At 61.3% G+C, this 19,006-nt stretch carries 22 protein-coding genes; 12 read left to right on the forward strand and 10 right to left on the reverse strand.

Annotated elements, in window-relative coordinates:
• Nucleotides 1-199: 199 nt before the first annotated feature.
• Both Q1V60_RS14135 and Q1V60_RS14140 read right to left on the reverse strand, forming a co-directional pair.
• Nucleotides 200-694 carry a SprT family zinc-dependent metalloprotease gene (locus Q1V60_RS14135; RefSeq protein ID WP_300631347.1) on the reverse strand — a complete coding sequence of 165 codons (495 nt, stop codon included), beginning with the start codon at nucleotides 692-694 and terminating at the stop codon, nucleotides 200-202.
• Between the two features lie 128 nt (nucleotides 695-822).
• Complete coding sequence (locus Q1V60_RS14140) at nucleotides 823-1,425, reverse strand: Yip1 family protein (RefSeq protein WP_300631349.1); 603 nt, start codon at nucleotides 1,423-1,425, stop codon at nucleotides 823-825.
• Between the two features lie 301 nt (nucleotides 1,426-1,726).
• Here Q1V60_RS14140 and ttcA point away from each other — a divergent pair, with 301 nt between their 5' ends.
• Together ttcA and Q1V60_RS14150 are read left to right on the forward strand one after the other, a co-directional pair.
• On the forward strand, nucleotides 1,727-2,551 hold the full coding sequence (gene ttcA / locus Q1V60_RS14145) for a tRNA 2-thiocytidine(32) synthetase TtcA (protein ID WP_300631351.1): 825 nt from the start codon (nucleotides 1,727-1,729) through the stop codon (nucleotides 2,549-2,551).
• A gap of 81 nt (nucleotides 2,552-2,632) precedes the next feature.
• On the forward strand, nucleotides 2,633-3,304 hold the full coding sequence (locus Q1V60_RS14150) for a DNA-3-methyladenine glycosylase I (protein ID WP_300631353.1): 672 nt from the start codon (nucleotides 2,633-2,635) through the stop codon (nucleotides 3,302-3,304).
• A 113-nt stretch (nucleotides 3,305-3,417) separates the two neighbouring features.
• On the opposite strand, the gene Q1V60_RS14155 is transcribed toward Q1V60_RS14150, so the two are convergent.
• From Q1V60_RS14155 to arsC, 3 genes are read right to left on the reverse strand one after another with little or no spacing between them, the layout of a single operon-like run.
• A complete protein-coding gene (locus tag Q1V60_RS14155) occupies nucleotides 3,418-3,822 on the reverse strand; it encodes a DUF2069 domain-containing protein (RefSeq protein ID WP_300631355.1) in 405 nt (134 codons plus the stop codon).
• Complete coding sequence (wrbA, locus tag Q1V60_RS14160) at nucleotides 3,806-4,420, reverse strand: NAD(P)H:quinone oxidoreductase (RefSeq protein WP_300631357.1); 615 nt, start codon at nucleotides 4,418-4,420, stop codon at nucleotides 3,806-3,808. The genes Q1V60_RS14155 and wrbA overlap by 17 nt, the downstream gene beginning before the upstream one ends.
• Nucleotides 4,417-4,770, reverse strand: a complete 354-nt coding sequence (gene arsC, locus Q1V60_RS14165) for an arsenate reductase (glutaredoxin) (RefSeq protein WP_300631359.1) — start codon at nucleotides 4,768-4,770, stop codon at nucleotides 4,417-4,419. Before arsC ends, wrbA begins: the two co-directional genes overlap by 4 nt.
• Nucleotides 4,771-4,885: 115 nt before the next feature.
• On the opposite strand from arsC, the gene Q1V60_RS14170 reads away from it, so the two are divergent.
• Nucleotides 4,886-5,347 carry a TlpA disulfide reductase family protein gene (locus tag Q1V60_RS14170; RefSeq protein ID WP_300631361.1) on the forward strand — a complete coding sequence of 154 codons (462 nt, stop codon included), beginning with the start codon at nucleotides 4,886-4,888 and terminating at the stop codon, nucleotides 5,345-5,347.
• A gap of 76 nt (nucleotides 5,348-5,423) precedes the next feature.
• Here the strand turns inward: Q1V60_RS14170 and Q1V60_RS14175 are convergent, their stop codons facing one another.
• From Q1V60_RS14175 to Q1V60_RS14190, 4 genes are all read right to left on the reverse strand, one after another.
• Nucleotides 5,424-5,828, reverse strand: coding sequence for an META domain-containing protein (locus tag Q1V60_RS14175; protein ID WP_300631363.1), 405 nt, complete (start codon nucleotides 5,826-5,828; stop codon nucleotides 5,424-5,426).
• The gene (locus Q1V60_RS14180) at nucleotides 5,825-6,265 is read right to left on the reverse strand and encodes a hypothetical protein (protein WP_300631365.1); all 441 of its coding nucleotides are present in this window, start codon (nucleotides 6,263-6,265) and stop codon (nucleotides 5,825-5,827) included. Before Q1V60_RS14180 ends, Q1V60_RS14175 begins: the two co-directional genes overlap by 4 nt.
• A 71-nt stretch (nucleotides 6,266-6,336) precedes the next feature.
• On the reverse strand, nucleotides 6,337-7,326 hold the full coding sequence (locus Q1V60_RS14185; RefSeq protein ID WP_300631367.1) for a 2-hydroxyacid dehydrogenase: 990 nt from the start codon (nucleotides 7,324-7,326) through the stop codon (nucleotides 6,337-6,339).
• Nucleotides 7,327-7,425: 99 nt separating this feature from the next.
• Nucleotides 7,426-10,179 (reverse strand): response regulator, encoded by a 2,754-nt coding sequence (locus tag Q1V60_RS14190; RefSeq protein WP_300631369.1) that lies wholly within the window; start codon nucleotides 10,177-10,179, stop codon nucleotides 7,426-7,428.
• Between the two features lie 205 nt (nucleotides 10,180-10,384).
• On the opposite strand from Q1V60_RS14190, the gene Q1V60_RS14195 reads away from it, so the two are divergent.
• Together Q1V60_RS14195 and Q1V60_RS14200 are read left to right on the forward strand one after the other, a co-directional pair.
• Nucleotides 10,385-11,113, forward strand: a complete 729-nt coding sequence (locus Q1V60_RS14195) for a response regulator transcription factor (RefSeq protein WP_300631371.1) — start codon at nucleotides 10,385-10,387, stop codon at nucleotides 11,111-11,113.
• Complete coding sequence (locus Q1V60_RS14200; protein WP_300631373.1) at nucleotides 11,097-12,458, forward strand: sensor histidine kinase; 1,362 nt, start codon at nucleotides 11,097-11,099, stop codon at nucleotides 12,456-12,458. The genes Q1V60_RS14195 and Q1V60_RS14200 overlap by 17 nt, the downstream gene beginning before the upstream one ends.
• 3 nt (nucleotides 12,459-12,461) lie before the next feature.
• Here the strand turns inward: Q1V60_RS14200 and Q1V60_RS14205 are convergent, their stop codons facing one another.
• Nucleotides 12,462-12,977, reverse strand: coding sequence for a DUF2062 domain-containing protein (locus tag Q1V60_RS14205; RefSeq protein WP_300631375.1), 516 nt, complete (start codon nucleotides 12,975-12,977; stop codon nucleotides 12,462-12,464).
• Nucleotides 12,978-13,112: 135 nt separating this feature from the next.
• Here Q1V60_RS14205 and Q1V60_RS14210 point away from each other — a divergent pair, with 135 nt between their 5' ends.
• The 7 genes from Q1V60_RS14210 to Q1V60_RS14240 all read left to right on the forward strand — a co-directional run bounded on the left by Q1V60_RS14210 (nucleotide 13,113) and on the right by Q1V60_RS14240 (nucleotide 18,953).
• Nucleotides 13,113-15,338: a DNA internalization-related competence protein ComEC/Rec2 gene (locus Q1V60_RS14210; RefSeq protein ID WP_300631377.1), complete on the forward strand. Its 2,226-nt coding sequence runs from the start codon at nucleotides 13,113-13,115 to the stop codon at nucleotides 15,336-15,338.
• 109 nt (nucleotides 15,339-15,447) lie between these two features.
• Nucleotides 15,448-16,083: a MotA/TolQ/ExbB proton channel family protein gene (locus tag Q1V60_RS14215; RefSeq protein WP_057721916.1), complete on the forward strand. Its 636-nt coding sequence runs from the start codon at nucleotides 15,448-15,450 to the stop codon at nucleotides 16,081-16,083.
• The gene (locus tag Q1V60_RS14220; RefSeq protein WP_300631380.1) at nucleotides 16,080-16,508 is read left to right on the forward strand and encodes a biopolymer transporter ExbD; all 429 of its coding nucleotides are present in this window, start codon (nucleotides 16,080-16,082) and stop codon (nucleotides 16,506-16,508) included. Before Q1V60_RS14215 ends, Q1V60_RS14220 begins: the two co-directional genes overlap by 4 nt.
• Complete coding sequence (lpxK, locus tag Q1V60_RS14225) at nucleotides 16,508-17,518, forward strand: tetraacyldisaccharide 4'-kinase (RefSeq protein WP_300631382.1); 1,011 nt, start codon at nucleotides 16,508-16,510, stop codon at nucleotides 17,516-17,518. Before Q1V60_RS14220 ends, lpxK begins: the two co-directional genes overlap by 1 nt.
• A gap of 24 nt (nucleotides 17,519-17,542) precedes the next feature.
• On the forward strand, nucleotides 17,543-17,728 hold the full coding sequence (locus tag Q1V60_RS14230) for a Trm112 family protein (protein ID WP_003174668.1): 186 nt from the start codon (nucleotides 17,543-17,545) through the stop codon (nucleotides 17,726-17,728).
• A complete protein-coding gene (kdsB, locus tag Q1V60_RS14235) occupies nucleotides 17,725-18,489 on the forward strand; it encodes a 3-deoxy-manno-octulosonate cytidylyltransferase (RefSeq protein WP_300631384.1) in 765 nt (254 codons plus the stop codon). The genes Q1V60_RS14230 and kdsB overlap by 4 nt, the downstream gene beginning before the upstream one ends.
• Nucleotides 18,489-18,953: a low molecular weight protein-tyrosine-phosphatase gene (locus tag Q1V60_RS14240; protein ID WP_300631386.1), complete on the forward strand. Its 465-nt coding sequence runs from the start codon at nucleotides 18,489-18,491 to the stop codon at nucleotides 18,951-18,953. The genes kdsB and Q1V60_RS14240 overlap by 1 nt, the downstream gene beginning before the upstream one ends.
• Nucleotides 18,954-19,006: the final 53 nt, after the last annotated feature.

The following is a 19,006-nucleotide window of genomic DNA, read 5'->3' on the forward strand; positions in this document are numbered from 1 at the left end:
TGCGGCACACGACTGGAAAGTGGCAATGAATCAATTTGCGATCCTGTACGGAGACCGATTTACCAGACCGAGCTGGTAAAACAACGGCCTGCCTGACGGCAGGCCCTAACCAGCCCGAACACAAAAAAACTGATACTCCCGTGTAGATCCTATGGAATGCGATCAACATGTGGAAGAGGGCTTGCCCGCGAAGAGTCCCTCACTCCACCCGAGTTACCCCAGTGAACACCAGGGTTTGCCTGCACCGCCGACACAAATACCGGCGCCCCTGGCCTACCAGCCCATGCCGCTGCGGCGAGAATGGAAAATCGCTGTCGGCACACGGACACCGGTAAATATAACGAGTCACCTGGCGACGCTTGACTTCGTAGGTGTGGCAACGGTCTGGCGGCAGTTCGTAAACCCCACGCATGATCAACTGCCATTCCTCACCATGGGGCTGGATGCGCTCGCCAAAAAGCTGATGGGCAATCAGGTGCGCCACTTCGTGGGCCACGGTCTGTTTCAGGAAGTGTTGGCTGTTTTCTCGGTAGAGCTGAGGGTTGAAGCGCAGCAGGTTATCGTGCAAGTGCGCGACACCGGCTTTCTGGCCCCGCAGTTTGAGGCTGACCTTGGGGCGTTTGAAGCTTCGTTTGAAAAAGGATTCGGCTTGCAGGAAACATTCTTCGACGCGGGTATTGAGTTGCTCGGGCATGCTGTACATATCTCCAGAGACGCCCAGTATGCCGCAAAGCTGGGTGTTTCCGAATCTGTCAGGCGCCGAATGGTCATGCATAACGCACAAAGCCACCTGGTTGGTGGCTTTGCTTGCGGAGCAACGACTCAACTGGTGTAGATAGGTCCAACGCCCAGGCCCCAGACGATCACGGTAAACGCCATGATCGCCACCAGCACCACCAGGCCCACGGCCAATACCGAGCTGGAAAACAAGAAGCCTTCATCCGGGTCGATACTCATGAACGTGGGTAATCCCACATACAGCAGATACACCGTGTAGCAGATTGCTGCCGTGCCTACGACCATCCCCAGCCACATGTGCGGATACAGCGCCGCCAACCCTCCGATAAACAGGGGCGTCGCCGTGTAGGTGGCAAAGGCCACGCAACGCGCCATGCTGGGGTTGGCGTCATAAGTGCGGGCCATCCAGTGAATAAACGCGCCCATCACCGCCACACCGCCCAGCATGGCGGCGTAAGACATCAGGGTCATCCACAGCGCGCTTTCCTGGGTCAGCATGACCGGGGCCCGGTTGCCGATGACCCAGCCGACCTGGGTGGTGCCGATAAATGCGGAGACGGCGGGGTTCGCCGCCAGAACCAGGGTATGAGTGAGGTACATGTGGCTGATGCTTTCTTCTTTATCGCCACGGATTTCCCGCCATTCCTGGCCGGGATGGGTAAAAAGCCCCACGACGTGATGGATCATGCCAGTCACTCCTGTCGTTATTGCCATCGCCCCTATCGGAGCGCCCACCGGCCAAATGGCCTGCAAGGTCTGGATCGCTGCGCGACCTCACGTGCAGTATAGGAAGTGAAGTCCTGGAAAACCGTAGGGCCTTTAGAGTAAATCGCGCTGTAAACCGTCAGCTTAATCGCCGCTTCGTCTGTGCATGGGGACGCCGGCAAAAGGGGCGAGGTGTCACGGCCTCCCTCACATTGGAACTCGTTCGCTCATGTCGGTAAAATGCCCCGCTTTTCGTCATACACCTTTAGCGGATCCAAGCGCCATGGGCACTCTTACGGTCAACCAGAACAAACTGCAAAAACGCCTGCGTCGCCTGGCCGGTGAAGCGGTCGCCGATTTCAACATGATCGAGGATGGCGACAAGGTCATGGTCTGCCTCTCCGGCGGCAAAGACAGCTACACCCTGCTCGACGTGCTGCTGCACCTGCAAAAAGTCGCGCCGATCACGTTCGAGATCGTCGCCGTCAACATGGACCAGAAGCAGCCGGGCTTTCCCGAGCATGTGCTGCCGGCCTATCTCAAAGAACTGGGTGTTGAGTACCACATCGTCGAGAAAGACACCTATTCGGTGGTCAAGCAGCTGATTCCCGAAGGCAAGACCACCTGTTCGCTGTGCTCGCGGCTGCGGCGTGGCACGCTCTATACCTTTGCCGACGAGATCGGCGCAACCAAGATGGCCCTCGGGCATCATCGCGACGATATTGTCGAAACGTTCTTCCTGAATATGTTTTTCAACGGTTCGCTCAAGGCCATGCCGCCCAAGCTGCGCGCCGATGACGGGCGCAACGTGGTGATTCGCCCGCTGGCGTATTGCAACGAAAAGGACATCCAGGCTTATTCCGACTTCAAGCAGTTTCCGATCATTCCGTGCAACCTGTGCGGTTCCCAGGAAAACCTGCAGCGCCAAGTGGTCAAGGACATGCTGCTCGATTGGGAGCGCAAGACACCGGGCCGTACCGAAAGCATCTTTCGCAGCCTGCAGAATGTGATCCCGTCGCAACTGGCCGACCGCAATCTGTTTGACTTCACCAGCCTGAAAATCGATGAAACCGCCGCATCGCGCTTCGTCAACGTAGTGAACCTCTAACGCTCTACAACGCTCTGAAAGACGGCGCTCACGGGCGCCGTTTTCATTTAAATTGCCGACATTCAACTGCCAGGAGAGGGCATGCGCGATTACAAGTGGCTGCACGAATATTGTCTGAACCGTTTTGGTTCAGCGGCCAAACTCGAAGCCCATCTGCCGGCGCCCAAAACCCCGGCACAGTTGCGCAAGATCAGCGATGACCGTTACCTGTCGACCCTGGCGTTGCGCGTGTTCCGTGCGGGCTTGAAGCACAGCGTGGTGGACGCCAAGTGGCCGGCGTTCGAACAGGTATTCTTCGGCTTCGACCCCGAAAAGGTGGTTTTGATGGGGGCCGAACATTTGGAGCGCCTGATGCAGGACACCCGGATCATCCGCCACCTGGGCAAGCTCAAGAGTGTGCCGCGCAATGCGCAGATGATCCTGGATATCACCCAGGAAAAGGGCAGCTTCGGCGCGTTTGTCGCCGAGTGGCCAGTCACCGATATCGTGGGCTTATGGAAGTACCTGAGCAAACATGGCCACCAGTTGGGCGGCCTGTCGGCACCGCGCTTTTTGCGCATGGTGGGCAAGGACACCTTTGTGCCGAGCGATGACGTAGTGGCGGCATTGAATGCGCAGAAGATCGTCGACAAGGCGCCCACCAGCCTGCGCGACCTGGCGGCGGTGCAGGGCGCATTCAACCAGTGGCATGCCGAGAGCGGGCGGCCGATGTGCCAGTTGTCGATGATGCTGGCGTATACCGTCAACCATTGATCATTGCAGGAGCGAGCTTGCTTGCGAAGAACCTGAGGGCAACGCGTTAACCCAGCATGAGCGCGTTATCGTTAACGATCTTCGTGAGCAAGCTTGCTCCTACAGAGAGCATGTCAATCGGCCAACCGCCGATTCAACTGGTGCCGCCAGCGCACATACAGCAACGCCGTACAAAACACCGCCAGGCTAGCCAGCATCTCCAGCACCCCAAACCCTTGCCGGTTCGGGTCATACGCCGCCAGTGCGCCCTTGATGAAGTACAGGTTCACCACAAAGCACATCCACGAATGCCCGCGCGCGCTGCCCATGATCATTCCTGGCGCCAGCACCAGCAGCGGCACCAGTTCGATCAGCAGGATGACCCACGGACGCGCCCCATGCAGGTCGGCGACGAACAGGTAGTACACGCACAACAAACCCACCAAGCCAAAAAACGCCAGGAGGCTCAGTGCGCGGGCCAGCTTGACTCGCGGTTCCAGCCACGCTTGAGCTGGCAGGGCTTTAGGCTTCCTGGCCACGGCCGTTCTCCAGCAGCGTGGCGGTTTTCGCCAGGCGCAGGCCCAGGGCGCGGCACAGGGAGATTTCATGTGGGTCGAGCATACGCTTGCCGTCAGCCCCGGAATGGTGGCTGGCGCCATACGGCGTACCGCCGCCCTGCGTGTCGAGCAGTGCCTGCTCGCTGTAGGGCAGGCCGGTGATCAGCATGCCGTGGTGCAGCAACGGCAGCAGCATCGACATCAGCGTGGTTTCCTGGCCGCCGTGCAGGCTGGCGGTGGAGGTGAACACGCCGGCGGGCTTGCCGACCAGGGCGCCGGTGAGCCATAGATTGCTGGTGCCGTCGAGGAAGTACTTGAGCGGTGCGGCCATGTTGCCGAAGCGCGTCGGGCTGCCGAGGGCCAGGCCCGAGCAGTTTTTCAGATCATCCAGGCTGGCATACAGTGCGCCTTCGTCCGGGATACTCGGCGCCACCGCTTCGCACTCGGTGGAGATCGCCGGCACGGTGCGCAGCCGCGCTTCCAGGCCGCCTTGCTCGATGCCCCTGGCAATCTGCCGCGCCATTTCGCCGACCGAGCCATTGCGGCTGTAATACAACACCAGCACATAGGGGGTAGTCATGGCAGGATCTCCAGTACGTTTTCCGGCGGACGGCCAATGATGGCTTTATCGGCGGTTTCCAGAATCGGGCGTTCCATCAGCTTGGGGTGGTCGGCGATGGCGTCGATCAACTGCGCTTCGCTGAGGCTGGCGTCAGCCAGGTTGAGGCTTTTGTATTCATCTTCGCCGGTGCGCAATAAATGGCGGGCGCCGAGGCCAAGTTTGGTCAGCAAGGCCTTTAATTGCGCCGCGTTCAGCGGGGTTTCCAGATAGCGCACCACGGTTGGCGCAAGGCCCCTGGCTTGCAGCAGTTCAAGCGCACCGCGCGATTTCGAGCAGCGCGGGTTGTGATAAAGCGTCAGATCGGTCATGTGCGGGTCGCATCTTGCGTAAGGTGGCGGGTATTCTACCTGCGCTGCGGGCCGTCCTTAAACCGTAAGAGGCGATAGGCCGCAGCCAACGTTCATTTTTGCGAAGGATTACCCCATGACAAGGCGACTGATCGGTGCATTGGCGATCATCACAACCCTGCTGCTCAGCGGCTGCGGTAACGATTACGGCGTTGACCAGTATGGCCAGAAAGTGCCGGCCGAACGCCTGGACAAGCAGTGGCTGGTGGTCAATTACTGGGCCGAATGGTGTGGCCCGTGCCGCACGGAAATCCCCGAGCTCAATGCCCTGGCCGAGCAACTCAAAGCGCAAGACGTGGGCGTGTTCGGGGTTAACTTCGACAATGTTCAGGGCGAAGAGCTGAAAGCGGCCAGCGACAAGCTGGGCATCAAGTTCACCGTGCTGGCGCAAAACCCGGAGGGGATCTTCGATATTCCGCGCAGCGAGGCATTGCCGGTGACCTACATCATCGACGACAAGGGCAAGGTGCGCGAGCAACTGATGGGTGAGCAGACGGCGGCAGGGGTGCTGGCCAAGCTCAAGGCGCTGCGCGGCTAAGGTGTTTGCACCAGTCAAATGTGGAGGGGCATGCCCTTCCACATATTGACAGCGATCAGGCAAAAGATCGGCGGCGTCAGCCTTCTTCCAGCCACAGGCGGATGGGCTTGCCTTCGGCCGGCCAGAAGCGGGTCTGTTCGATGGGCGAGATGTCCCAGCGCTGTACGCCTTGCAGCGCCTCGAAGAAACGGTGCTCCTGCTCCATTAACGCCTCGGCGCACATTTTGCGGGTGCTGCCGATCTGGCCGAAGCTGAGCTTGGCGCCTTCGAGAGTGTACGGCGCAAACCAATGGTTGCAGCCGCCATTGCCATAGGCGCGACCATCAGCACCGAGGGTAACGGTCAGGTGCGCGTAATCCATCAATGGCCGCTCGCCTATCCACTCCACCACATAGCTGTGATCCTGCTTGAGCTTGGCTGCATCACCGGCGCAGCCACTGAGGGCCGCGCCCACCGCGGCGAGCATCAGCAGGCCCTTCATTGCGCGTCCCGCTGGCATTTCGGGCAGCGGTGCTTGTCGCCTTCGCTGGCCCAGCCGAGTTCTTTGATGCGCGCATTGGCGGCCGGTTGCAGCGGTTCTTTGGTGAGCTTGGTTTCCACCGCGAATTCAAACTCCAGCACGCTGTCGCAGCTGTCGCAATTGACCTTCCAGGTGTGAATCTCCAACTCGCCGAACTTCGGCCCCTTGGCCATGGCGACCCATTGGCCCGCCGGGCGAATGGAGTAGCGCGCATCACCTTCCACGGTCAGTCGCATCGACAGGGTTTTACTGCCGCGCAGGGTGACGATCAGCACGTCGTCATGCTTGATCGAACCACCGTTGCCGGTGACTTGATAACGGCCCGGCACCAGGGCGCGGCATTCGATCAGGGTGTGTTGCGGGCTCAGCAAGCTGAAGCGGAAATCGTGTTCGGCCATGGATCCTCCAAATAGGCGCGGCATCCTATCACGGGTGCCGGCCTATCATGAGCCCGGTATATGACCGCTGATCATCCCTCGACGAGGTTCTGCGCGCGGCCGTCGGCCCACGCTGCAATGTTGGCCAGTGTGGTACCGGCAATCGCCGACAGTGCTTCTCGGGTAAGGAAGGCCTGGTGGGCGGTGATGATCACATTGGGGAAGGTCAGCAGGCGGGCGAGCACATCGTCCTGCAGGGGCAGGTCCGAGCGGTCCTCGAAAAACAGCTGGGCCTCTTCCTCATACACATCCAGCCCCAGATAACCGAGTTGGCCGTTCTTGAGCGCTTCGACCAGTGCCGGAGTGTCGACCAGACCACCACGGCCGGTATTGATCAGCATGGCGCCCGGTTGCATATGTGCCAATGTGCGGGCGTTGACCAGGTGTTTACTGTCGACCGTGAGCGGGCAATGCAGGCTGATGATCTGTGCTTCGGCCAGCAGCTCGGGCAGGCTCACGTAGTGCGCGCCCATGGCCAGGACCTCAGCGTTGGGGAAGGGGTCGCAGGCCAGCAACCGACAGCCGAACCCGGCCATGATCCTGGCGAAGGTGGCGCCGATCTGCCCGGTGCCGACCACGCCGACGGTTTTGCCGACCAGATCGAAACCGGTGAGCCCGTGCAGGCTGAAATCGCCATCGCGGGTGCGGTTGTAAGCGCGATGCAGGCGACGGTTCAGGGCGAGGATCAGTGCCACGGCATGTTCGGCCACGGCGTGGGGCGAGTAGGCCGGTACGCGCACAACGCTCAGGCCCAGGCGCTTGGCGGCGTGCAGGTCAACATGGTTATAGCCGGCCGAACGCAATGCAATCAGGCGCGTGCCGCCTTTGGCCAGTTGCTCGAGCACCGGGGCGCTGAGGTCATCGTTGATAAAAGGGCAGACCACCTCGTGATGTTCGGCCAGGGCCACCGTGTCGAGATTGAGGCGGGCAGGTTGGAATTGCAGCTCGATGCCCTGCGGGCGCGGCTCACCGAGAAAGCTGTCGCGGTCGTAGGCCTGGCTGCTGAAAATAATCACGCGCATTAAAGAGGCTCCCTGCGATTTACGCGTTGGAAATGCTGACCAAATGGGGGAAGGGCAACCCCACCCACATTTTTTATTGGCGTTGTCGACCGGACAGAGTCAGACGCTGACCCGCGCTTCACTGGCCAATCGAGCAATCGCCATGTCCAATTCATCCAGTGCAGCCATGGCCTTGGCGTCGTCCTGCTTGAGCAGGGTTTCGGCGCGTTGGCAGGCCGCGCGCAATTGCGGCACGCCGCAGTAACGAGTGGCGCCATGCAAGCGGTGGACGCGCTCGATCAGGGCGTGGTTGTCATTGGCTTCGCGAGCGACCGTAATCGCCAGGCGATCGGCTTCCAGGGACGCCAGCAGCATGGCAAGCATATCGGCCGCCAAGTCAGCCTTGTTGGCAGCCAGGCGCAGGCCTTCTTCGTGGTCCAGCACCAGCAGTTGCACACCATGGCCAAGGCCTTCGGGGAGGCGCTCAGGCCCTTGGTTGCGCAGGGCCAGGCCGGTCCATTTCAGCACCACCTGGGCCAGCTGCCGCTCGCTGATGGGTTTGGTCAGGTAATCGTCCATGCCGCTTTGCAGAAGGGCGCGCTTTTCGTTGGCCATGGCATGGGCGGTAAGGGCGACCACCGGCAGCGGTGTGCCGTGGCGTTCGCTTTCCCATTGGCGAATCGCTTCGGTACTCTGGCGCCCGTCCATGCCGGGCATCTGCACGTCCATCAGCACCAGGTCGAAAGTGTCCTGCTTCACGGCGTCGATGGCCGCATAGCCGCTTTCCACGGCCAGCACCTTGGCGCCCATGTCTTCGAGCAGGGTTTGCACCAGCAACAGGTTCGCCGGGTTATCGTCTACGCACAGCACTCGCGGCGCACGGCTGGACAACGGCTCACCCGGCTCGCTGCGCGAGGGGCGCGGGCTGATCAGGTCGGCCAGGGAGCGGCGCAGCTTACGCGTACAAGCGGGTTTGGCCTGCAACTGGCTGTTGGGGTTGGGCACCGATTGGTTGAACAACATTTGCTCAGTCGTCGGGCACAGCACCAGCACCTTGCAGCCCAGGTGTTCGAGGTCCCACAAGTGCTGGTTGAGGCGCTCGGGCGGGATGTCGTTGGCGGTGACGCCGAGCACCGCCAAGTCAATCGCCTGTTCGGTCTGGTGCGCGCTGGTGATGCCGTTGGTCAGGCTTTCCAGGGTATTGAACGGGGTGACTTCCAGGCCGCAGTCTTCCAGCTGGTGTTGCAGGGCCTGGCGCGCCAGTTCGTGGTTTTCCATCACGGCGACGCGACGACCGAGCAGCGGCGCGCTGGGCAGGTCGTCGACGTCGTCGCGGGTCTTGGGCAGGTTCAGGCTGATCCAGAACTCCGAGCCTTCGCCCGGTGTGCTGTCGACGCCGATTTCACCGCCCATCTGTTCGATCAAACGCTTGGAAATCACCAGGCCCAAGCCTGTGCCGCCCGGCTGGCGAGACAGCGAATTGTCCGCCTGGCTGAAGGCCTGGAACAGCGCGCGCACGTCTTGGTTGGACAGGCCGATGCCGGTGTCCTGCACGCTGATGCGCAGTTGCACGCTGTCTTCCTGTTCGTCCTCAATCATCGCCCGGGCGACGATGGTGCCTTCGCGGGTGAACTTGATCGCGTTGCTGATCAGGTTGGTCAGGATCTGCTTGAGCCGCAGCGGGTCGCCCACCAGCGCCAGCGGCGTGTCGCGGTAGACCAGACTGACCAATTCGAGCTGTTTGGCGTGGGCGGCGGGGGCGAGAATGGTAAGGGTGTCTTGCAGCAGGTCGCGCAGGTTGAAGGGCACGCTGTCGAGCACCAGCTTGCCGGCTTCGATTTTCGAGAAGTCGAGGATCTCGTTGATGATGCCCAACAGGTTGTCGGCGGATTTTTCGATAGTGCCCAGGTAATCGAGCTGACGTGGCGACAGCTCACTTTTTTGCAGCAGGTGGGTGAACCCCAGGATGCCATTGAGCGGCGTGCGGATCTCATGGCTCATATTGGCCAGGAACTCCGATTTGATCCGGCTGGCTTCCAGGGCTTCCTTGCGGGCCAGGTCCAGCTCGATGTTCTGAATCTCGATGGTTTCCAGGTTCTGGCGCACGTCTTCGGTGGCCTGATCGATGCTGTGTTGCAATTCTTCCTGGGCGTTTTGCAGGGTTTCGGCCATGCGGTTGATGCCCGACGCCAACTGATCCAGCTCTTGGCTGCCCAAGGGTGGCAGGCGGGTTTGCAGGTTGCCGTCCTTGAGCTGGGCCACGGCTTGCTTGATCAGGCCGATCGGCGAGTTGATGGTGCGGCTGATGCGCAGGGCCAGTGCCGCGGTGCAGATCAGGCCAATGGCAATCAACAGCAGGCTGGCGAACAGGCTGCGATAGCCGCGCAGCAACATGCCGTTGTGGGACAGCTCTACCTCGACCCAGCCCAACAGACGGTCGGACTCATCCGGAATCAGCTCGCCCGCGAGGTTGCGATGGCGGCCGAACACGGGCATCAGGTAGCGGGTGGCATCACTGCCGGTACGCTGCAGCAGGTGCGAACTGTTGCCGGTGGGCGGTGGGTTGAGCATGGTCGGGCCGGCATGGGCCAAGGAAGAGCGGTCCGGCCCGAGGAACGACACCGCGCGCACGTCCGGTTGCTCCAGGGATTGGGTCGCGATGCGTTCCAGCAAATCGGTGTTCTTGCTGCTCAGGGCCGGCGCGACCAGTGGCGCCAATTGCTCGGCGATCATTTCACCGCGTTGCAGCAATTGAGTTTGCAGCTCAGAGAGCTGCATCCAGGTGAAATAACCCCCCAACAACAAGGCCATCAGGCTGGTCGGCAATAAAGTCAGCAACAGTACGCGGCCTTTTATCCCCATTCTTCTAAGCACGCCACTCTCCTGCTAACACATTGATATCAATCATCCACGCGGGCATCCGGCCCGTGCCACCTGCGCAGTGTAGCCATTTGCGCCGCCTGGAATCTCGTAAATTAATGACACACGGCAATCTTCGGGCCGTTCGGTGGTGGCCGGCGATTGCCTGTAACACTTTAATCTTGAATAATCGGTCATTGAGAATGACTTGCAGACGCTAATGAATCCCGCAGCCGTTGGCCTACCCAGTATCCTGACCATCGAAGATGACCCCGTGCTGGGCGCTTACGTCCACGAGCATCTGGGCCGCAGTGGCTTCCAGGTCACCTGGTGCCAAAATGGCCAGCAAGGCCTGCAACTGGCGCGCGACCAGGCGTTCGACCTGGTGCTGATGGACGTCCTGCTGCCGGGGCTGGACGGGTTGTCGATCCTCACGCACTTGCGCCAGAGTCACGCAATGCCCGTGATCCTGATGTCGGCCCTTGGCGCCGAAGCCGACCGTATCAGCGGCTTTCGTCTGGGCGCGGACGACTATCTACCCAAGCCGTTCAGCATGGTTGAACTGCGGGTACGCATTGAAGCCATTCTGCGCCGGGTGGCCCTGGAGCGCCGTCCCCAGACGAGCCTTGCAGCCGTGCGCGAAGATGCGCAGGCCCTGCGTTTTGATGATGAGCTGTGCGATGTCCTCTACCAAGCGCACTGGGCTGGCCTGACGCGCAGTGAGTACCGTCTGTTGGAAACCCTGCATCGCAATGCTGAAGAAGTACTCAGCAAAGCCTTCCTATATCAACACGTGCTGCAACGCGGTTATGCCCCGCACGACCGCAGTCTCGACATGCACGTGAGCCAGATTCGCCGCAAGCTCAAGGCAGTCGGCTACGCCGAACGCGAAGTGCGCACGGTGTGGGGCAAGGGCTATGTGTTGAGCGGTCATGAAGAGGGCGTTTGAGCGGTTGCCGGGCAGGCACTCGCTGTTCTGGAAGCTGGCGTTTCTGCTGGTCGCCTTTTGTTTGCTGATGATCTGGCTCAGTTGGTCTTGGGGCCGGTACATGGAGCAGCAAAGCGCGTACCTTTCTGATGAAGCCCGCGACACGCTTCGCGCCTATGCGGCGGGGGCCGAGTTGGCCTGGACTACCCAGGGCAGCGCCGGTGTGGATGCCTGGTTGCAGCATATGGCTGACCGTGAGACGACTTGGCTGGGCGTCATCGGCAACGACTTGCAATCGCTCGGCAGCGCACCGCTGAGCGACAAGGAAAGCCAGCGGCTGACCTTTTTGCGCGGGCCGGACTGGCCGGTGAGCCGCCATGTCAAAGGCCTGCCATGGTTGAAGATCGCGTTTCCAGTCGACCCTGATGCAGGCTCACTGGTGATCGAGTTGCCCAAGCGCTTTATGCCGGGGCGATATCAAGTGCTTTGGCGGTTAATTACCAACGGTCTGATTCCTGGGCTGTTTACTTTGTTGCTGTGTATCGGCCTGTATCGATTGCTGATCATGCCCCTCAATCAACTGCGTGAGCAGGCCAACGCCTGGCGTGCGGATCAATTGAATGTGCGGATGTCCCGTGCCGCGACCAGTCGCCAGGATGAACTGGGTGAGCTGGGACGCGCCTTTGACCATATGGCCGAACGCTTGCAGGGCACGGTGCAGTTGCAGCAACAACTGCTGCGGGACATGTCCCACGAATTGCGCACGCCCTTGAGCCGATTGCGGGTGGCTTGTGACAGCGAGCAGGATCTGGCGCAGTTGCGCGAACGCCTGAACCGGGAAATCGACGCCATGCAGCGCCTGGTGGAAGACAGCCTGCAACTGGCCTGGCTGGACAGCGACCGGGTGCCGTTGCCCCACGAAGACATACAGCTGCAGGCGTTGTGGGACATGCTGCGGGAGAACGCCTGTTTTGAAAGCGACTGGCCAGCATCCCGCTTGCCCTGCTTGTTGCCAGCCGAGTGCTGGGTGCGCGGTAACCTCAATGCGCTGGCCCAGGCCTTGGAAAACATCCTGCGTAATGCAATACGTCACTCTCCAGGTCAGGGATTGGTGACATTGGACGGCGTGCGCATGGGCGACTACTGGCATGTCTGGCTGGAGGATCAGGGGGGAGGCATTGATGAGGCCGACTTGGAGCGTATCTTCGCGCCTTTCACCCGTTTGGACGGTTCACGGCCCGGCGATGGCGGCTTTGGCCTGGGTTTGAGTATTGCGCGCAACGCCGTCCAGCGCCAGGGCGGTCGAATCTGGGCGGAAAATACCGGGCGGGGCCTGCGCGTCCATCTGCACCTGCCTGCCCGTTAGCCGTCAGCGGCGGCGCAGTTTGCGTTTCTTCCATTGGCGCCCGACCCACCAACGCCAATACCCCATGGTCAGGCAATAGGCCAATGCGCCCAACACCAGTCCGGATACCACAGAGCCCAACAGGAACGGCTGCCACATCGTGCTCAACTCGCCGCTGATCCATTCCCAGGTGAGGTTATCGGGAAGGCTGCGCGGTGGCACATTCATCAACCAGGCACCGGTCATATAGGTGCAGAAAAACACCACTGGCATTGTGATCGGGTTGGTCAGCCAGACCAGGCTAACGGCAATCGGCATGTTGCCGCGCACGACGATCGCCAGGATCGCGGCCAGCAGCATTTGCAAGGGAATGGGGATAAACGCGGCGAACAAACCCACGGCCATGGCGCGAGCGACCGAGTGCCGGTTGAGGTGCCAGAGGTTCGGGTCATGCAGCAGGCTGCCAAGAAACTGTAATGACTTGTGTTCCCTGATACTGCTGGGGTCGGGCATGTACCGTTTGAATAAGCGCCGGGGCATAAGGGGTCCAGGTCAGTTCGAGGGGCAAGTATGCGCGCATTCTATAAACAGAAAATTCAGACTTTGTGACAAAACATCAAAGGCGCCGCTGGGAACCCCGGCTAAGACTGAATGAATCATTGAAAGGAATGATTCATGAGGACAGGGATGTTCGCACTTGCGCTAGGGTTGCTCACCCTGCGTTTTCTACCAGCGTTGCCGCACACTGGATGGCTGATGGCCATGCTGGTGTTGGCCTTGATGTTACTGCCGTTTCGTACGTACCCGCTGGCGTTTTTCCTGCTGGGGTTGAGTTGGGCTTGCATCAGCGCGCAGTGGGCGCTGGATGATCGATTGCGTCCGGCGCTGGACGGCGAGACGCGTTGGGTGGAGGGGCGTGTGGTCGGGCTGCCCCAACAGACGGACACCGGTGTGCGCTTTGAAGTGGCCGACAGCCGGTCGCGCAAGGCCCGGCTGCCCAAGCGCATCCGTTTGTCCTGGCACGGCGGGCCGCCAGTGCGCAGCGGGGAACGCTGGCGCTTGGCTGTCACCCTCAAGCGGCCGTCCGGCCTGCTCAATTTTCACGGTTTCGACCACGAGGCCTGGCTGCTGGCGCAGCGCATTGGGGCCACAGGCTCGGTGAAAGACGGTGAGCGTCTGGCGCCGGCCCGCAACGCCCTGCGCGACAGCCTGCGTCAACGCCTGATGGCCGCCGATGCGCAAACCCGAGAAGCCGCGGTGGCGGCGTTGGTGTTGGGTGACGGTTCCGGGTTGCGAGCGGAAGAATGGCAGGTGTTGCAAGACACCGGCACCGTGCACCTGGTGGTCATTTCCGGCCAACACATTGGCTTGCTGGCCGGACTGATCTATGGGCTGGTGGCCGGGCTGGCACGTTACGGTTGCTGGCCCCGGAACCTGTCATGGCTACCCTGGGCATGTGGCCTGGCGTTTGCCGCAGCGTTGGGTTACGGCCTGCTGGCAGGGTTCGGCGTGCCGGTGCAGCGCGCGTGTGTGATGGTCGGGCTGGTACTGCTGTGGCGGCTGCGCTTTCGGCATTTGGGCGTCTGGTGGCCGTTGTTGCTGGCCTTCAACGGCGTACTGCTGCTTGAGCCGCTGGCCAGTTTGCAGCCGGGTTTCTGGCTGTCATTTGCGGCGGTTGCAATCCTGGTCCTGGCGCTGGGCGGGCGGCTGGGGCCATGGGGCGTTTGGCAGGTATGGACCCGTCCCCAGTGGCTGATTGCTATCGGCCTGTTTCCAATCCTGCTGGTGCTGGGTTTACCTATCAGCCTAACCGCGCCCGTGGCCAATTTGTTCGCTGTGCCGTGGATCAGTCTGGTGGTGTTGCCGTTGGCGCTGCTGGGCACGGCGCTGTTGTGGCTGCCTTTGGTCGGTGACGGCTTGCTCTGGTTGGCCGGTGGAGCGCTGGAGGGGTGGTTCAAGGTCCTGGCCGTGCTGGCCGAGCAGTTGCCGGCCTGGACGCCGGCTGAGGTGCCGCTGGCTTATTGGCTGATCAGCCTGTTAGGCGCGGTGTTACTGCTGCTGCCCAAGGGGGTGCCGTTTCGTTTGCTGGGCTGGCCCATGCTGTTGCTGGCGGTGTTTCCACCCAGGGAATCAGTACCCGCTGGGCAGGTGACGGTGGTGCAGCTGGATGTGGGCCAGGGGCAGTCATTGATCTTGCGCACCCGCAACCATGCCTTGCTTTACGATGCGGGGCCTCGTTCGGGGTCGGTTGATCTGGGTGCGCGCGTGGTTTTGCCGTCGTTGAAAAAGCTCGGAATAGAACGGCTGGACATGCTGCTGCTGAGCCATGCAGACGCCGATCATGCCGGTGGCGCGGCGGCGATTGCTCGTGGGTTGCCCATCAGGCGTGTGGTAGGCGGCGAAACCGAGGGGTTGCCGGCTTTTCTGGCGACTGAGCCGTGTAGCAGCGGTGAGCAGTGGGAGTGGGATGGTGTGTCGTTCGCGTTATGGCAGTGGTCTGACGCCATAAGCGGCAATCCCAAATCCTGTGTATTGCAGGTGCAGGCCAACGGTGAACGGTTGCTGCTCACCGGCGATATCGACCGTGCGGCAGAGCGTGCATTACTTGACACACCCTTGGCGGTGCCAACCGACTGGCTGCAGGCGCCCCATCATGGCAGCCGCAGTTCGTCGTCCAAACCCTTTGTGCAACGGCTTGCGCCCAAGTCGGTGTTGATTTCCAGGGGCCGGGGCAACGCCTTCGGTCATCCTCATTCGCAAGTGATAGAGCGTTATAAAACCCTGGGCAGCCGGATATACGACAGCGCCGAACAAGGCGCCGTGCGTCTTCAGTTGGGCGCCTTCCAGCCAGCCATTGTTGCGCGCAGTCAACGCCGGTTCTGGCGCGAACCGTTACCGTAATCCGGCGTTACCAAACACTGCGGGCTGCGACAGTCCGGTCTGCGGCCGACGAACCCCGCTGCCGAACCTATATGATAAAGTGGCGCACTTTTTCGAGGGGGCGTTCACTGTGTGGGAATTGGTCAAATCCGGCGGCTGGATGATGTTGCCGATCATCATGAGTTCCATTGCCGCACTCGGCATCGTCGCTGAGCGCCTGTGGACCCTGCGCGCCAGTCGCGTCACCCCCGAGCACCTGCTGGGGCAAGTCTGGGGCTGGATCAAGAACAAGCAGCTCGACAAGCAGAAGCTCAAGGAGCTGCGCGCCAATTCGCCTTTGGGTGAAATCCTCGCCGCCGGCCTGGCTAACTCCAAGCATGGCCGCGAGATCATGAAAGAGTGCATCGAGGAAGCGGCTGCGCGGGTGATTCATGAACTGGAGCGCTATATCAACGCTCTTGGCACCATCGCCGCCATGGCGCCGCTGCTCGGTTTGCTGGGCACGGTGCTGGGCATGATCGACATTTTCAGCTCGTTCATGGGCTCGGGCATGAGTACCAACGCCGCCGTGCTGGCCGGTGGTATTTCCAAAGCGTTGATCACCACGGCCGCAGGCCTGATGGTGGGTATTCCGTCGGTGTTCTTCCACCGCTTCCTGCAACGGCGCATCGATGAACTGGTGGTCGGCATGGAACAGGAAGCCATCAAACTGGTGGAGGTGGTGCAGGGCGACCGTGATGTGGACCTGGTTGAGGGCAAAGCGTGAAATTTCGCCGCAAGCAACGGGAAAATGTCGATATCAACCTCGCGTCGCTGATTGACGTGGTGTTTATCCTGCTGCTGTTCTTTGTCGTCACCACCACGTTTACCCGGGAAACCCAGCTGCGCGTCGACTTGCCCGAAGCCGTGAGCGGCTCGCCGGCCGAAGACCAGCAGGTCAAGCAACTGGACATTGCCATCAGCGCCGACGGCGTATTTTCAGTGAATAACCAGTTGCTGGAGAAAAGCGACCTGACCAGCTTGATGGAGGCCTTGCAGAAGGAGTCCGGGGGCGACACGAGCCTGCCGCTGTCGATCAGTGCAGACGGCAAGACCCAGCATCAGGCTGTGATTATCGCGATGGACGCCGCCGGCAAACTCGGTTTCAGCCATCTGCGCATGACCACCGTCGAGGCGGCGAGCCCACCCTGATGGCCATGTCCGATCGTTTGCTCAAGGCCTGGTACGAGGGCCATCCGGCGCTTGTGCTGTTACGGCCGCTGGAGTCGTTGTACCGCCGGGTGGTGCAGCGCAAGCGTGCGCGCTTCCTGGCGGGTGAGGGCGCTATCTACCAGGCGCCGGTGCCCGTTGTGGTCGTGGGCAATATCACGGTAGGGGGCACTGGCAAGACGCCGCTGATCCTGTGGATGATTGAGCACTGTCGGCGCAGTGGTTTGCGCGTGGGGGTGGTCAGCCGTGGGTATGGCGCCAAGCCGCCACAGTTACCGTGGCGAGTCGAGGCCACCCACAGTGCCGAAGTGGCCGGCGACGAACCTTTGCTGATTGTGCAGCGCTGCGGTGTACCGTTGATGATCGATCCGGACCGCAGCCGCGCGGTTAAGACACTGTTGGCCAGCGAAACCCTGGACCTGATCCTTTCCGACGACGGCCTGCAACATTACCGTCTGGCCCGCGACCTTGAGCTGGTATTGATCGATGCCGCCCGTGGCCTGGGTAATCGCCGCTGCCTGCCGGCCGGGCCGTTGCGCGAGCCGGTTGAGCGCTTGCACAGCGTGGATGCGCTGCTTTATAACGGTGCCGCCGAGGATCGCGAAGACGGCTTTGCCTTTCGCCTGCAGCCTGCGGCGTTGGTCAACCTGCACAGCGGCGAGCGACAGCCGGTCACGTATTTTCCGGTAGGCCAGCAGGTACACGCGGTTGCCGGTATCGGCAATCCGCAACGTTTCTTCAATACCCTTGAAACGCTACACTGGCAGCCGATCCCCCATGCATTTGCCGACCACGCGCCCTACTGCGCCGAGGTGTTGAATTTCACGCCGCCATTGCCGCTGGTCATGACTGAAAAGGACGCGGTGAAGTGCCGCGCCTTCGCCCGGCCCGACTGGTGGTACCTTGCGGTGGATGCGCTGCCGTCGCCAGCATTTGTCGCCTGGTTCGACACGCAGCTGACGCGCTTGCTGCCCAACCGTCTTTTGCCTTAAACCGCTTATTCGCAGGAAATACCCATGGACACCAAATTGCTCGATATCCTTGCTTGCCCGATCTGCAAAGGCCCGCTCAAGCTAAGCGCCGACAAAACCGAGCTGATCAGCAAAGGTGCCGGCCTGGCTTACCCGATCCGTGACGGCATCCCAGTGATGCTGGAAAGCGAAGCCCGCACCCTGACGACCGATGAGCGCCTGGATAAATGACTACCGCCTTTACCGTGGTGATCCCCTCGCGCTATGCCTCGACCCGCCTGCCGGGCAAGCCGCTGCAAATGATCGGCGCCAAGCCGATGATCCAGCTGGTGTGGGAACAAGCCTGCAAAAGCAGCGCCGAACGTGTGGTGGTGGCGACCGACGATCCGCGCATCATCGAAGCCTGCAAAGGTTTCGGCGCCGAGGCGGTGCTGACCCGCGAAGACCATAATTCCGGCACCGATCGCCTGGCCGAAGTGGCTACGCAACTGGGCCTGGCGCCCGATGCCATCGTGGTCAACGTGCAAGGTGACGAGCCGTTGATCCCGCCAAGCGTCATCGACCAGGTTGCCGCCAATCTGGCGGCCCATGGCCAAGCGCGCATGGCGACCCTGGCCGAACCGATCGAAGACAGCGAAACCTTATTCAACCCGAACGTGGTGAAGGTGGTCAGCGATATCAACGGCCTGGCCCTGACGTTCAGCCGTTCGGTCCTGCCCTGGGCGCGGGACGCCTTCGCCAGCAACCCCGGCGTACTACCGGAAGGCGTGCCGTACCGTCGCCATATCGGCATCTACGCCTATCGCGCCGGTTTCCTGCATGACTTCGTCAGCTGGGGCCCGTGCTGGTTGGAAAATACCGAGTCCCTGGAGCAGCTGCGGGCCCTCTGGCACGGCGTGCGTATCCACGTGGGCGATGCGCTGGAAGCACCGCCTGCCGGCGTCGATACCCAGGAAGACCTTGAGCGCGTCCGTCGCCTGCTGGGGGCTTGATGGAGGTCCTGTTTGTCTGCCTGGGCAATATCTGCCGCTCGCCCACCGCCGAAGGCGTTTTGCGCCATAAGTTACGCGAAGCGGGTTTGGCCGGCCAGGTTGAGGTGGCGTCGGCGGGGACTGGGGAATGGCATGTCGGCAACCCACCGGATCAGCGCAGCCAACGTGCGGCGTTGGCGCGGGGCTATGATTTGTCATGCCAGCGTGCCCAACAGGTGTCCCGCGCCGATTTTGCGCGTTATGACCTGATCCTGGCCATGGACGATGGCAACCTGCGCAACCTTAAAGCCATACAACCTGCGCAGGGTAAGGCGCAGCTGGATCTGTTCCTGCGCCGCTTCGACGGCGAGGTGGACGAAGTGCCGGACCCTTACTACGAAGGCGAACAAGGCTTTGACCGGGTGCTGGACCTTATCGAGCGCGCCTGTGATTCATTGGTGATTGAATTGAAGGGGCGGTTATGACCTTGCAAGTACGTGCGCAGGTATCGCTCAAGCCATTCAACAGTTTTGGCATC

Origin of the sequence: Pseudomonas sp. (genome assembly GCF_030147005.1) — a bacterium.
Taxonomy (GTDB): Bacteria; Pseudomonadota; Gammaproteobacteria; order Pseudomonadales; family Pseudomonadaceae; genus Aquipseudomonas.